Origin of the sequence: uncultured Pseudophaeobacter sp. (assembly GCA_905479575.1) — a bacterium.
GTDB lineage: Bacteria > Pseudomonadota > Alphaproteobacteria > Rhodobacterales > Rhodobacteraceae > Pseudophaeobacter.
Window position 1 is genome coordinate 38,375 of sequence record CAJQNB010000003.1, and the last position, 13,555, is coordinate 51,929.

At 60.7% G+C, this 13,555-nt stretch carries 12 protein-coding genes; 5 read left to right on the forward strand and 7 right to left on the reverse strand.

The window, feature by feature from the left end:
• Positions 1 to 67 precede the first annotated feature (67 nt).
• Entirely contained in the window at positions 68 to 2,542 is a 2,475-nt protein-coding gene (gene hrpB, locus QZ268_RS01020; RefSeq protein ID WP_295447003.1) for an ATP-dependent helicase HrpB, read from the forward strand.
• Between the two features lie 92 nt (positions 2,543 to 2,634).
• Here hrpB and QZ268_RS01025 read toward each other — a convergent pair whose 3' ends face one another.
• A complete protein-coding gene (locus QZ268_RS01025; RefSeq protein ID WP_295446881.1) occupies positions 2,635 to 3,384 on the reverse strand; it encodes an SDR family oxidoreductase in 750 nt (249 codons plus the stop codon).
• A 351-nt stretch (positions 3,385 to 3,735) separates the two neighbouring features.
• Here QZ268_RS01025 and QZ268_RS01030 point away from each other — a divergent pair, with 351 nt between their 5' ends.
• Complete coding sequence (locus tag QZ268_RS01030; protein ID WP_295446883.1) at positions 3,736 to 4,194, forward strand: NUDIX hydrolase; 459 nt, start codon at positions 3,736 to 3,738, stop codon at positions 4,192 to 4,194.
• 93 nt (positions 4,195 to 4,287) lie between these two features.
• Entirely contained in the window at positions 4,288 to 5,772 is a 1,485-nt protein-coding gene (locus QZ268_RS01035) for an inorganic phosphate transporter (protein WP_295446885.1), read from the forward strand.
• Positions 5,773 to 5,809: 37 nt separating this feature from the next.
• On the opposite strand, the gene QZ268_RS01040 is transcribed toward QZ268_RS01035, so the two are convergent.
• From QZ268_RS01040 to QZ268_RS01055, 4 genes are all read right to left on the reverse strand, one after another.
• Positions 5,810 to 6,874 carry a 2-dehydropantoate 2-reductase gene (locus tag QZ268_RS01040; protein ID WP_295446887.1) on the reverse strand — a complete coding sequence of 355 codons (1,065 nt, stop codon included), beginning with the start codon at positions 6,872 to 6,874 and terminating at the stop codon, positions 5,810 to 5,812.
• Positions 6,871 to 7,458, reverse strand: coding sequence for an isochorismatase family protein (locus QZ268_RS01045; RefSeq protein WP_295447005.1), 588 nt, complete (start codon positions 7,456 to 7,458; stop codon positions 6,871 to 6,873). Before QZ268_RS01045 ends, QZ268_RS01040 begins: the two co-directional genes overlap by 4 nt.
• A gap of 148 nt (positions 7,459 to 7,606) precedes the next feature.
• Complete coding sequence (gene argF / locus QZ268_RS01050; RefSeq protein ID WP_295446888.1) at positions 7,607 to 8,533, reverse strand: ornithine carbamoyltransferase; 927 nt, start codon at positions 8,531 to 8,533, stop codon at positions 7,607 to 7,609.
• 108 nt (positions 8,534 to 8,641) lie between these two features.
• On the reverse strand, positions 8,642 to 9,823 hold the full coding sequence (locus QZ268_RS01055) for an aspartate aminotransferase family protein (RefSeq protein ID WP_295446890.1): 1,182 nt from the start codon (positions 9,821 to 9,823) through the stop codon (positions 8,642 to 8,644).
• A 357-nt stretch (positions 9,824 to 10,180) separates the two neighbouring features.
• Here QZ268_RS01055 and QZ268_RS01060 point away from each other — a divergent pair, with 357 nt between their 5' ends.
• Positions 10,181 to 11,104, forward strand: coding sequence for a DMT family transporter (locus QZ268_RS01060; protein WP_295446892.1), 924 nt, complete (start codon positions 10,181 to 10,183; stop codon positions 11,102 to 11,104).
• Here QZ268_RS01060 and QZ268_RS01065 read toward each other — a convergent pair.
• The gene (locus QZ268_RS01065; protein WP_295446894.1) at positions 11,094 to 11,924 is read right to left on the reverse strand and encodes an ABC transporter permease; all 831 of its coding nucleotides are present in this window, start codon (positions 11,922 to 11,924) and stop codon (positions 11,094 to 11,096) included. The genes QZ268_RS01060 and QZ268_RS01065 overlap by 11 nt on opposite strands.
• Positions 11,925 to 12,085: 161 nt before the next feature.
• Here QZ268_RS01065 and QZ268_RS01070 point away from each other — a divergent pair, with 161 nt between their 5' ends.
• Positions 12,086 to 12,682 (forward strand): GcrA family cell cycle regulator, encoded by a 597-nt coding sequence (locus QZ268_RS01070; protein WP_295446896.1) that lies wholly within the window; start codon positions 12,086 to 12,088, stop codon positions 12,680 to 12,682.
• Between the two features lie 323 nt (positions 12,683 to 13,005).
• Here the strand turns inward: QZ268_RS01070 and QZ268_RS01075 are convergent, their stop codons facing one another.
• Complete coding sequence (locus QZ268_RS01075) at positions 13,006 to 13,536, reverse strand: YHS domain-containing (seleno)protein (protein WP_295446898.1); 531 nt, start codon at positions 13,534 to 13,536, stop codon at positions 13,006 to 13,008.
• Positions 13,537 to 13,555 lie beyond the last annotated feature (19 nt).

Sequence of the window (13,555 nt, forward strand, 5' to 3'; positions counted from 1 at the left end):
GGCATTATGCAGCAGGCTGGACCCCGGCGCGCTCTTTGGCGATAAGCAGGCCATGACAAAAGCCACCATGCCACGCCTGCCCATTGATGACGCCCTGCCAGAGCTGATCACAGCCCTGCAACAGGGCAAACGCGCCGTCTTGCAAGCGCCCCCCGGTGCGGGCAAAACCACCAAGGTGCCACTGGCCATGCTGTCAGCCGGGCTGACCACCCAGCGCATCGTGATGCTGGAACCGCGCCGTCTTGCTGCCCGCGCCGCGGCTGAGCGCATGGCGGAAACTCTGGGCGAAGCGGTGGGCCAAACCGTCGGCTACCGGATCCGTGGCGAGGCCAAGACCAGCAAGGCGACCCGCATCGAAGTGGTGACCGAAGGCATTCTCACCCGGATGCTGCAATCGGATCCCGACCTGCCCGGCGTCGGTGCGGTGATCTTTGACGAATTCCACGAACGCTCCCTCAACGCCGATCTTGGCCTGGCCCTGTGCCTTGAGGTGGCGGAGGCGCTGCGTGATGATCTGATCCTGCTGGCCATGTCCGCCACCCTGGACGCCGCCCCGGTGGCGGCGCTGATGCAGGCACCGCTTGTCACCTCCGAAGGGCGCAGCTTTCCGGTGCAAACCCGCTGGCTGGAGCGCCCACTGGGGCCACAGGCACGTCGGCTGGATGCTCTGTGCGATCTGGTGGTGCAGGCGGAAAAGGACAGCCGCGACACCACCAAGGGCGCGCATATGGGCGGCGGCATTCTGGTGTTTCTGCCCGGTGAAGGCGAAATCCGCCGCGCGGCGCAAAATCTGGACAAGAGGTTGCCCGGCGATTGCCTGATCCAGCCGCTGTTTGGCGCCCTGCCCTTCAAGGACCAGCAGGCCGCCATCCGCCCTGCCGTCACGGGTCGCAAAATTGTGCTCGCCACCTCGATTGCCGAAACCTCGCTCACCATTCAGGATATCCGCGTGGTGGTCGACATGGGCCAGGCCCGGCGCGCCCGGTTTGATCCTGGCTCTGGCATGTCGCGGTTAATCACCGAAAAAGTCACCCGCGCCGAGGCCACCCAGCGTCAGGGCCGCGCCGGCCGTGTGGCCCCCGGCACCGCTTACCGGCTCTGGACCAAAGGCGAAGAAGGGGCGCTGGCCGCTTTTCCGCCACCGGAAATAGCCTCAGCCGACCTCACCGGTCTGGCACTGGAACTGGCGCTCTGGGGGGCAGAGGCCGGGGATCTCGGTTTTCTCACCGCACCGCCCAGCGGCACCATGGCAGAGGCCCGCAAATTGCTGCAGATGCTGGGCGCCCTGGACGGGCGCGGCCAGATGACCGCTCACGGCAAGGCGCTTGCCCGATTGCCACTGCATCCGCGTTTGGGCCATATGCTGCTGACAGCCGGTCCCAGAGCAGCCGAGCTGGCCGCGCTGCTGGCCGAACGTGATCCCCTGCGCGGCGCGCCAACAGATCTGGCGCTGCGCCTGGAGGCCCTGAAAGATTCCAAGGGCTTTCAGCGCAAACGCCCCTATCAGCTCTCCTATCCGGTGCTGGACCGTATTCGCAGCGAAACACGCCGTTTGCAAAAACAGGGCGCCACTGCCCAGAAGAGAACAGGGCCTCTCTCTGCCGCCGCCATGGCCGCGCTGGCCTACCCCGATCGCATTGGTCAGCGCCGCAAAGGCGATCAGCCGCGCTATGTGCTCTCGGGCGGCAAGGGCGTGCTGCTGGACCCCAGTGATCCCCTGGCCGCGGCCCCCTTCATCGTGGCGCTGGACACTGACGGCAACCCGCGCGAGGCCCGTGTGCGCATGGCCGCGCAGATTAGTCTCGTAGAAATCCGCGAACTCTTTGCCGATCAGATCGCCTGGCAGGACAACTGCCACTGGTCCAAGCGCGACCGCCGCGTCGTTGCACAACAGCAAGAGTGCCTGGGTGCCATCTCCCTGGAACAGCGCCTGTGGAAAGATGCGCCTGAGGATCAGATCGCCGCAGCCATGCTCGACGGGGTGCGCGATCTTGGTCTGCGTCTTGATGGTGCCGCGGCGCGGCTGGCGGCGCGGGTTGAACTGCTGCGCGCCGATGGTTTTGACCTGCCGGATTTTTCGCCCGATGGCCTGCTGGCGCGATTGGACGACTGGCTGCTGCCAATGCTGGGCGGGGTTAAATCCGCCGCGGCCTGGAAACAGTTCGACTTGCTGCCAGCGCTGCGCGCCGCACTCACCTGGGAACAGACGCAACTGCTGGACCGCGAGGCGCCCGGCAGTTTCACCACCCCGCTGGGGCGTAAGATCCCGATCACCTATAGTGCGGAAGCTCCGGAAATATCGGTGCGACTACAGGAATTGTTTGGCGTCACCCGCCACCCGAGCGTCGGCGGCGTCGCTTTGAAGATCACCCTGCTCTCCCCAGCCCAGCGCCCGATCCAAATCACCCGCGACCTGCCCGGGTTTTGGGCCGGATCCTATGCAGATGTGCGCAAAGACATGCGCGCGCAATACCCCCGCCACCCATGGCCCGAGGATCCGACCCAAGAAGACCCCACCCTGCGGGCAAAGAAGCGTCGCTAACACGAGCCCTGCCGTAGCACCGGCATTGCCAACAAAGGGGGCATTGCCCCCTCGTGCCCAAGGCGTGTTCAGCCACTAAAAGGTGTATCGCTTCAGGATCGCAAGGCGGGCAAACCAATTCCCGTCGCCTCAAAGCCGCCATCGGCAGCCAGGATCTGGCCGGTGATAAAACTCGCATTGTCGGACAGCAGGAAATTGATCGCTGCGGCAATTTCATCCTCTGAGCCATAACGATTCAACGGCAGTGCATCGTGGTATGCCGCAATGATCTCGGGGCTGTGGACCGCCATCGCCAGCTTGGTCGCCACCGGCCCGGGCGCAACGCCATTGACCCGAATCCCCAACTCACCCAGCTCCACCGCCTGCTGCAGGGTCAGCTGCGCCAGCGCCGCCTTAGAGGTGCCATAGGCGACCCGCAGGGTGCTGGCCCGCAGACCGGAGATTGAGGTGATGTTCACCACAGCCCCACCGCCGTCAGCTGCCAGCAGATCGGTAAACCCCTGGGTCATCAGAAAGGGACCGTCCAGATTGGTCTCCATCACCCGGCGCCAGCGATCAAATGTCGTGTCGCGGATTGGACCAAAATCCGCCACGCCCGCATTGTTGACCAACCCATCCAGACGGCCAAACCGCGCGGTGACCTCGGCAACGGCCGCCGTCACATCCTGGGGTTTAGAGACATCGCCCTCAATCACCAAGGCCTCCGGCAACAGATCCGCGGCCTTTGCCAGCTCTGGCCCGTCCCAGTCCATCACTGCGACCTGCCATCCTGCCTCGTGCAGCCCCCGCGCCGTGGCCAGGCCAATTCCGCGCGCCGCGCCTGTAACAAGTGCTGTTTTCATAACGTCTTGCCCATTCAAAATCTAACTCCCGCCACTGAGCCCGTCGGCCTGAGAAGAGTCAATATAGTGCCGTATCATGCCTTTAAACCCTCCCCTGCCACACAGCAGTTTTCCCCCAACTGCCCTCCAGGCCTTTTGCCGGTCACATAGTCCACGGGGCGCTCAACATTTAGGCAGCTGAACATATAAATCGGGTGCGCAATTAATGGGCAGAGGCGTTTTCATCGACACAAGGGTTGTACTTTATCCACAAAGCCCTATTTTAAAGGGAGTTCAGAAACATGCAGCGACTGCGATACGTCAAACTCACCAGCAAAGCTGCCAAAAAAAGTACGATTAAGGCAGTTCAAGATGAGCAACATTATCGCCCAGGCTTGGGAAGAGATGATCAAGCCTATTCTGTTTCGCCCTAAACGCGTTCAGGTTGCAGCCCTGTGCCACCGAACAAACACCGGCAACAAAGAAGTTCTGATGATCACCAGTCGCGGCTCTGGCCGTTGGATTCTGCCCAAAGGCTGGCCAATCAATGGCAAGGATGGCGGCGAATCTGCCCTTCAGGAAGCCTGGGAAGAGGCCGGCGTGCAAAACGGCCGTGTCGATGGCGATCCCATTGGCGCCTTCAGCTATGAAAAAGAGTTGAAAACCGGACTGCCGATCCCGGTGCAGACCTTTGTCTATACAGTTGGCGACGTCGAACTGTCCGACACCTACCCGGAGGCACATCAGCGGCAACGCAAATGGGTCCCTGCTCAAGAGGCTGCAAATCTGGTAAACGAGCCCGAGCTGCAGGATATCCTGCGTCAATTGTGACACTCAGGTGACACTTTTGTAACAGCCCAGCTTGCCTCATTGAGCGGGCTCGCTTAGTGCGTCCCTCAACTGCCTGCCAAAGGGACGATCACTGTGAGCACCCCACCAAACGACGCTGACCATCACGAAACGCTAGACCGAGACCTGCATCGGTTTTCGCATCTCGAATCCGCAACCCAATATGTCGCCCGCCCCATGGTCGCCCCCGGTATCGCCCTGGTGTTCATGGTTATGGCCGGCCTCGGGGCTGCCATGCTGTTTGGTGGTAGCCAGAGCAATCTGATCGTGGTGGCTGCTGCCGTCTTTGGCGCCTATATGGCGATCAATATTGGTGCCAATGACGTGGCAAACAACATGGGGCCTGCTGTGGGCGCCAATGCGCTCACCATGGGCGGTGCCATCGTCATCGCCGCCGTGTTCGAAAGCGCCGGAGCGCTGCTGGCGGGCGGCGACGTGGTCTCGACCATCTCCAAGGGCATTATTGATCCGCAGGTGGTAGCCACCTCGGAAATCTTCATCTGGGCCATGATGGCCGCCCTGATCTCTTCGGCGCTTTGGGTCAACCTTGCCACCTGGATCGGGGCGCCGGTCTCCACCACTCATTCGGTTGTTGGCGGCGTTATGGGCGCAGGTATTGCTGCGGCCGGTTTTGCTGCGGTGAACTGGCAAACCATGAGCAAGATCGCGGCCAGCTGGGTGATCTCACCGGTGCTGGGCGGTATCATCGCCGCGCTGTTTCTGGCCCTGATCAAGGCAAAGATCATTTACCAGGACGACAAAATCGCCGCCGCACGGCGCTGGGTACCGGTTCTGGTGGGGATCATGGCGGGCGCCTTTTCATCCTATCTGGCCCTCAAGGGGCTGAAACGTATCATCAAGATCGACCTGCAGACCGCGCTTTTGATTGGCACCATGATTGGGGCGCTGGCCTATGTCATCACCGCCCCGTTGATCAAACGCCAATCCGAAGGCATGGAAAACCGCAACAAGTCCCTGAAGGTGTTGTTCCGGATCCCACTGGTGATCTCCGCAGCGCTGCTGTCTTTTGCCCATGGCGCCAATGATGTGGCCAATGCGGTTGGCCCTCTGGCCGCGATCGTGCATGCCTCAGAGTTTGGCGACTTTGCCTCCAAGGTGGCCATTCCAACCTGGGTCATGGTCATCGGCGCCTTTGGGATTTCCTTTGGCCTGTTCCTGTTTGGCCCCAAACTGATCCGCATGGTTGGCAGCCAGATCACCAAGCTGAACCCCATGCGCGCCTATTGTGTCTCGCTCTCAGCTGCGATCACAGTGATTGTTGCCAGCTGGCTGGGCCTGCCGGTATCCTCGACCCATATTGCGGTTGGGGCGGTATTTGGGGTTGGTTTTTTCCGCGAATGGCATCACGAGCGCCGCTCGCGTCAATCTGCGGTCAGCCGCCCGGCAGAAAAGCGCATCGCACCGGAAGAACGCCGCCGCCGCAAACTGGTCCGGCGCAGCCACTTTATGACCATTGCCGCCGCCTGGGTGATCACAGTGCCTGCTGCAGCGCTGCTGTCAGGCTGTATCTATCTGCTGCTGGCAAGCTTTACCCATTGAGCCGCTGAGGTGTCGTTGGGCTAACCCCGACCAAAGGCTAGATCTGGCCGGGCTGCAGTTTTGGCAGTCCGGCCTTTTTCATTTCCGCCTGCCGGATCAATTGTATCACCACATCGCAAACTGGCGTGGCCACACCATGGGCCTGACCCAGGCGCTGGATTTCGCCCTGCAGCGCATCCACTTCGGTGATCCGCCCCTGCATCAGGTCCTGCGCCATTGAACTGCGCGCGGTTGGATCAATTGTCAGCATCTGGGCTGCAATACGGGTAAAGGCCCAATTGGGCAGGCGCAGGATATGCGGGGTCATCCAGACGGGCAGCGGTGTCGTCGACACCGGGCGCAAGCCCGCCGCCTGCATCACCCGCAGGGCTTCGGCCATTTGATCGGCCATCAACCGTCGCCAATGACGGCTTTGCAGCTGCGTCATCAAAGGCAGACCCGAAAGGGCATTCAGAGCGTTATTGAGATTGATCAGCAGCTTGCCCCATTGCACCCCGGTTATATCCTCAGTCTCCCCTACCGGCAGCCCCGGCACCGACAGAAACCGGCCCAAATGCCCGCGGCCTTTGGCGATCAGGATCTCCCCGGAGGAGGCCCGGTGATATCCGGGCTGCGCGGATGCAGCCCCTGCCGCGCCTGGGGTCTCTGTTGGCTCTGGGGGCACTGCAGGCCCTGTGGGAACCACATTAAACGGCACCATCGCAGCGCGCAGATCCCGCCCCGGCAACATCTGGCGCAACAGCTCCACATTTGTCACCGCATTTTGAAAGCTGAGCACCGGCGCATCTGGGGGCGCATATTGGGCAATCAAACGCCCCATGGCTGCGGTGCCATTTGATTTCACCGCGACAACCACCAGATCGGCCTCTGCCAAAACAGCAGGGTCTTCGCTACACCGCAGCTGCCGCGCCTCAACCTGCTGCTCCAGCCGGGCATAATCCGTCAGCAGCAAACCGCGCTGTGCAATAGGCATCAAGATACGGCCACGTCCCAGCAACGTGACGCTATGGCCCGCCGCTGCCCAAAGCCCGCCACAAAAGCAGCCAATAGATCCGGCACCGGCAATCACGATACGCAGTGATTTCGCCCCCTGGCCGCTCATACGACAGCGGGCAGCCGGGCGAGGACCTCTTGGCTTGGCAAGACCTCTCCGAACCCCGCTGCCAGAGCTGAAAGCGTCACCTCCAACACCACCTCTGCATCCAGATCACCGCCTTTGCGGGCAGGCATGGCAAAAGCGATAAGCGCGTCTTCGACAACTGAGACTCCAAAGCCCAGGTTGGCCGCAGAGCGCGCAGTGGAGTTGACGCAGAAGGCCGCGACACCGCCCACAATCAACAGGTTGCGGATGCCACGGGCCTGCAGCGCTTCTGCCAATCCGGTGCCAACAAAACCAGAGGAGCCGGTTTTCCAAAACACCGCCTCGCCCTCTTGCGGCGCAGCGCAGGGCATGGGCTGGCCCGAGGGCAGATCGCGGCGAAATTTGCTCTCGGCGCGGGGATCATCATGCATCACATGCAGCACCGGTAGGCCAGCACCGCGAAAACCCGCCAGAAGCCGGGCAATGTTGTCTTCCGCATCCGGGTTGGCCCGCGGACGCCCCGCGGCGGTGGCATTTGCCATCTCCATCTGCATATCAACACTCAAGAGAGCCCAGCTTTGATCCATCTGCTGCGGTTGATGCATGTTCACAATAAAACCCTCGCGCTGAACTGAATAACGCGAGGGTTGCAGAAGTTTTTCAAAATGACCAGTCCCCTGTCACGCCCTATGAACGTGCATGCGGCGTCTAGGACACCCGCCAATGGGTCAATGAGCCAAGGACAGCGCCGGATTAAACTCCGAGGCACCAACGCATGACGGCTTTTTGCGCGTGCAGGCGGTTTTCGGCCTCATCAAAGATCACCGACTGCGGGCCATCCATAACTGCCGAGGTCACCTCTTCTTCGCGGTGCGCGGGCAGGCAATGCATGAACAAAGCGTCGGGTTTGGCATGGGACATCAGCTCCTCATTGACCTGATAGGGGCGCAGCATGTTGTGGCGCCGCTCTTTCGAGGACTGGCTGTCATGCATGCTGACCCAGGTATCGGCCACCACCAGATCGGCGCCTTCAACCGCTTTGACGGCGTCACGTTCGATCACCACTTTGGAGCCTGCCTGACGGGCCAGGCCGACAAATTCGTCCTCCGGGTCCAGCTGCGACGGGCCGGTAAAGGTGAGGTCAAACCCAAATTTGGCTGCCGCATGCAGGAAAGAGGCACAGACATTGTTGCCGTCCCCGGCCCAGACAACCTTTTTGCCTTTGATCGAGCCGCGATGCTCCTCGTAGGTCTGGATATCCGCCATGATCTGGCAGGGGTGGGTGCGGTCAGTCAGCCCGTTGATCACCGGCACCGAGGCATATTCAGCCATCTCGTGCAAAACCGCCTCGTCAAAGGTACGGATCATGATCAGATCCACATAGCGCGACATCACCCGTGCGGTATCGGCAATGGTCTCACCATGGCCCAGTTGCATGTCCTTGCCGGATAGGACCATGCTCTGACCGCCCATCTGCCGCACCCCCACATCAAAGGAAATGCGGGTCCGGGTGGAGGGTTTTTCAAAAATCAGCGCCACCATCTGGCCAGCCAGGGGCTGTTCATCATCAGCCATGCCCTTGGGGCGGCCCTGGCGTGCCTGTTTCATCACCTTGGCCTGGTCAATAATGGCGTGCAGATCTGCGCCGCTGGTTGTGTGGATATCAAGGAAGTGGTTCATAACATGTCGCTTTTTTGGTTACGTGTGGGGCAGTCAAACGACGGGGGCTGCCTGCCCCCGCACCCCCGGGAATATTTAGGGAAAGATGAATGTCAGCCTGGCATCTGTTCAACCGGGCGTTTGCTCCACCTGGGTGGCGGCCTTGTCCAGACGAGAGATGGCCTCGGCGATGTCCTCTTCACTGAGCGTCAGAGGCGGCAGCAGGCGGATCACATTGTCGGCGGCAGGTACGGTGATGACCTGGTTGTCATAGCCGGCCTGCACCACATCCATGTTCGCAGCCTTGCATTTCAGCCCCAGCATCAACCCGGAGCCGCGCAGCTCTTCGAACACCTCCGGGTGCGCAGCCACCAGACCGTCCAGGCGCTGACGCAGCAGACCCGCACGACGGTTCACATCCGCCAGGAAATCCGGCGCCATCACCTCTTCGATCACCGCGCAGCCAACGGCGCAGCCCAACGGGTTGCCGCCATAGGTGGAGCCATGGGTGCCTGCGGTCATGCCGGATGCGGCCTCTTCGGTGGCCAGAACCGCGCCAAGGGGGAAGCCGCCGCCGATGCCCTTGGCCACCATCATGATGTCGGGCGTGATGCCCGCCCATTCATGGGCAAAAAGCTTGCCCGTCCGGCCCACACCGCATTGCACCTCATCCAGGATCAGCAGAATGCCTGCGTCATCACAGATCTGACGCAGCGCCTTCATTTCAGCGTCGGGCACCGGACGAATACCGCCCTCGCCCTGCACCGGCTCGATCAGCACCGCCGCCGTGTGATCCGTTATCGCATTGGTCAGCCCGTCCATATCGCCAAAGGTGAGATGCACAAAGCCCGGCAGCAACGGGCCAAAGCCCTTGACCATTTTTTCCGTGCCAGCCGCGGCAATGCCCGCAGAAGAGCGACCATGGAAAGACCCATCAAAGGTGATGATCTCGACCCGTTCGGGCTGGTCCTTCTCATAGAAATACTTGCGCGCCATCTTGACCGCCAGCTCACAGGCCTCGGTGCCGGAGTTGGTGAAAAACACCGTATCAGCAAAGGTGTGCTCCACCAGCAGATCCGCCAGCTTTTCCTGCTGCGGGATCTTATAGAGGTTGGAGACATGCCAGAGATTCTGCGCCTGGTTGCTCAGCACCTCGACCAGTTTGGGATGGGCATGGCCCAGCGCGTTGACAGCGATGCCAGAGCCCAGATCCAAAAATCGGCGCCCGTCCGCCTCGAACAGCCAGGAACCTTCGCCTTTTACGAACTCCAGCGGAGCACGGTTATAGGTGGGCAGTACGGACGGGATCATTGGATCATCCTTTTTGGAAAGTTAAGGCCAAAGCAGTGCATGAGCAGGGCCTGAGGGTCAATAATGAGAGATTGGTTTTGTGCCAATACGCCGCAAAAGCGCAAAAGCCATAGATCAAAGGTGCCGAACTACGCCAGCAAATTACGCCAGTCGGCGTCGGCGTCGCAACAAAGGGATATGCGTAACTTTGATCATAGGTAGGCTCCATATCGGAGCATTTGACATAAAGAAACCCCTTTCCGCCAGCAAGACCCAACAATTTGGCCTCCCCCTCGTGGGGCTATCGACCTGGCCGCGCCTTTGCCCTAGCTGCGATAGCTCTTGCAAATGCCTGCCAGTCAGCGCAGCAGAGACCCCATGAGCATCACACCCCCACAGAACCCCCGCCTTGCGGCTGCGTTGATTATTCTAGCGACCGTTTTTATTGCTGCGACCACGCTGTTGGCCAAGGCCCTGGGCACTGAGGCTTTGGGGCCTGCGCTACACCCTTTGCAAATCAGCCATGGACGGTTTTTATTCGCCTTCCTGGTGATTTCCATGGCTGTGAGGGCTTTACGGTTCAAATTGCGACCGCCGCAGTGGCGGTCGCATATCGGGCGCACCAGCTGTGGCTGGCTGGGCATCACGCTGATGTTCGCCTCGGTGGCCTATGTCCCGCTGGCGGATGCCACGGCGATTGCCTTTCTAAACCCGGTTTTTGGCATGTTGCTGGCGATCCCGCTGCTCGGCGAACGGGTTGGTCCCTGGCGCTGGGGGGCCGCAGGCATCGCCCTGGTGGGGGCCATGATCCTGTTGCGACCAACGCCGGACAGCTTTCAACCGGCGGCTCTTTTGGCGTTGGCGGCCGCGACCATCATGGGGCTGGAGCTGATATTTATCAAAAAGCTCGCCGGGCGCGAACGCCCGCTGCAGGTTTTGTGGTTCAATAACGCTCTGGGAATGATGATAGCCAGCGCAGCGGTTTTGCCGGTCTGGCAGGCGCCCACCGCGCTGCAATGGGGGGCTTTGGCGGCGCTTGGCACCCTGATGGCCTGCGCCCAGGCCTGTTTTATCAATGGTATGGCGCGGGCCGAAGCCTCATTTGTGGCGCCATTCAGCTATGCCACGCTGATCTTTGCCACGCTTTATGATTTTATTGGTTTTGGCGTGATCCCGGATTGGATCACCCTCATCGGAGCAGCCGTTATCCTATCAGGAGCTGCGATTCTTGCCTGGCGCGAGGGGCGGCACCCCTCCGTGAAAGCACCAGGCATCGTGGAAAAGGGCTCTCTCACGCCTTGAGCCGGTAACCGCTGCGCAGCATGGCCCAGGCCAGTAGGCAGATGGCAAAACTCGCCCCGGCGCAGATTGCCATGCCAACAAAAGGCGCCCCATCAGAGGTGCCGATCATGCCAAAACGCAGCCCATCAATCAGGTAGAACACCGGGTTCACCTGCGCCAGAGCGTGCAGAACGGGCGGCAGCGCATTGATCGAATAAAAGGTGCCGGACAAAAACGCCAAAGGCGTGACAATGAAATTGGTGATCGCCGCCATCTGGTCAAACTTATTGGCAAAAATCCCGGCAACGATACCCAGCCCGCCCAAAAACAATGCCCCCAAAACGATGAAAACAAGGGCAATCAGGGGATGCGCCGGAACAATTTGCAGCACCACAGCCAGCCCCACCGCAATCCCGCAGGCAACCATAGTGCCGCGCACAACCGCGCCGGCAAGATAACCCAGCAGGATCTCCAGCCCTGAGAGCGGCGGCATCAGGGTATCAACGATATTGCCCTGCACCTTGGAAATCACCAAGGACGAAGAGGTATTGGCAAAGGCGTTCTGGATCACCGTCATCATCATGATGCCCGGCGCCAGAAAATGCAGAAAGGGCACCCCCATGACATCGCCGCGTTTGGGACCAATTGCGAGGTTGAAAATCAACAAGAACAGAGCCGCTGTCACCAGTGGCGCCAGCAAGGTCTGGGTCCAAACCACCAGAAACCGGGTGATTTCGCGCTGCGCCAGCGTCTGCAGCCCCAGCCAGTTCACCCGTCCGAACCGGCGCTCACCGAGTGCATTCTGATAGCCCATCTGGCTGTTCGCCCCTTGCTCCGACATGATTTCCCCGCATTTGTTGTGCTTTCACTGCATAGCGCTTGGGTTCTGAGGCGCAAGGTCTCTTGTAACTCTCTGCCCATCGACTAAGATAGGGACCTGAATACGGAACTCGATGGCGGCCGCAGAATTCTGGGGCCGCTATTAGCTTGGAAAGGCAACAGATGTCCTGGACAGACGATCGCGTCGAATTGCTCAAGAAGATGTGGGGCGAAGGTCAGTCGGCCAGCCAGATCGCAAAAGAACTGGGTGGGGTGACCCGCAATGCTGTGATTGGCAAGGTGCATCGCCTCGGCCTGTCCAACCGCGCCACCACCGGCGCCAAGGCCGCAGCCGAACCAAAAGAAAAGCCCGCGGCGGCTGCCAAACCGGCGCCCAAGCCAAAACCGCAGCCCAAGACCGAGCCCGCCCGCCCGGTAACCCCGGCGCCTGCGGCAGCGGCAGCGCCCGCATCGGATGCCCGCCCGATGGTGCCCGCGCGCAAGCAGATCATCCCCGCAGGTCAACCGCTGCCACCGCAGCCCTCGGCCAACGAAATCAGCCCCGAGGCCCTTGCCAAGGTCAATGAGGTCGAAAAGAAGGCCAAGAAGCTGTCGCTGATGGAGCTGACCGAGCGCACCTGTAAGTGGCCCGTTGGCGACCCCGCCACCGAGGACTTCTGGTTTTGTGGTCTGCCGGTGCAACAGGGTAAGCCCTATTGCGAAGCCCATGTCGGCGTTGCCTTCCAGCCGATGAGCGCCCGCCGCGACCGCAAACGGTAGCCAGCAGTTGCACGACCAACAGATTAAGACCTAAAAGCCCTGCGCCCCTCCGGCGCGGGGCTTTTCAATACGAACAGTTCTCCGCTGCACAGCCCCGACGGCGCAGATCTACGCAGATCTACACAGGGCGCTCGGCCGCCATCTCAGCCGCCCTAGACGGTTTGCAGCAGATAGCCTGTAACTGGCCAAGGCAGCAATACGACAGCCCACCCCGGAAACCGGTATTTAGACTGGATTTCGGTGGGTGATTGCACGTCAAAATCAAGCGGACCCGACCTCGGCACCGCGCCAAGGTCAGGACCATTCACAAAAAGTCAGACAGCTCAGTTCCCAGGGGCGCTGGATGTGAAATTGGGGATAGGTCTGCCCGAAGCCTCCTTCGGCTCGATCCCTGGCCAGTTGCCTTCGGCGAGATTGATGTTGCCGCCAATATCCTCTTCCCAAAACCCAACAACGTTTTTGGTGATGTTGAGATAAAGCCGATCGTCAACAATGCGCCACAGGTTGGGGTTGCCGGGCACCTTACCGCCCTTGGAAACACCATAGGCGCAGTGACCGTCATATTGCGGTACAAAATATGCAGGGTTTTCGAGGAATTTGGCCCGGTTTTCTGCGCTGGCAAAGGCGAACTTGGCGCCATTGTATTCTGCCGTGATATCAGCCCGCCCGGGGATCGCCGCCGCCTGCGGCTGTCCAACAGCACTCTGATCGAGGCTGCGATAGGCCACAACGTCGTAGCCAGACACCGCAAAACCGGTCTGATCGACAAACTGCGGCCCGGCAAAGACTGGTCCGGTAAAGACGGGCAGACCAAAACTGATGGCCGCAAGGGCCGCAAATGCAAATCGCTTCATCTGTGTCACACTCCTGAGT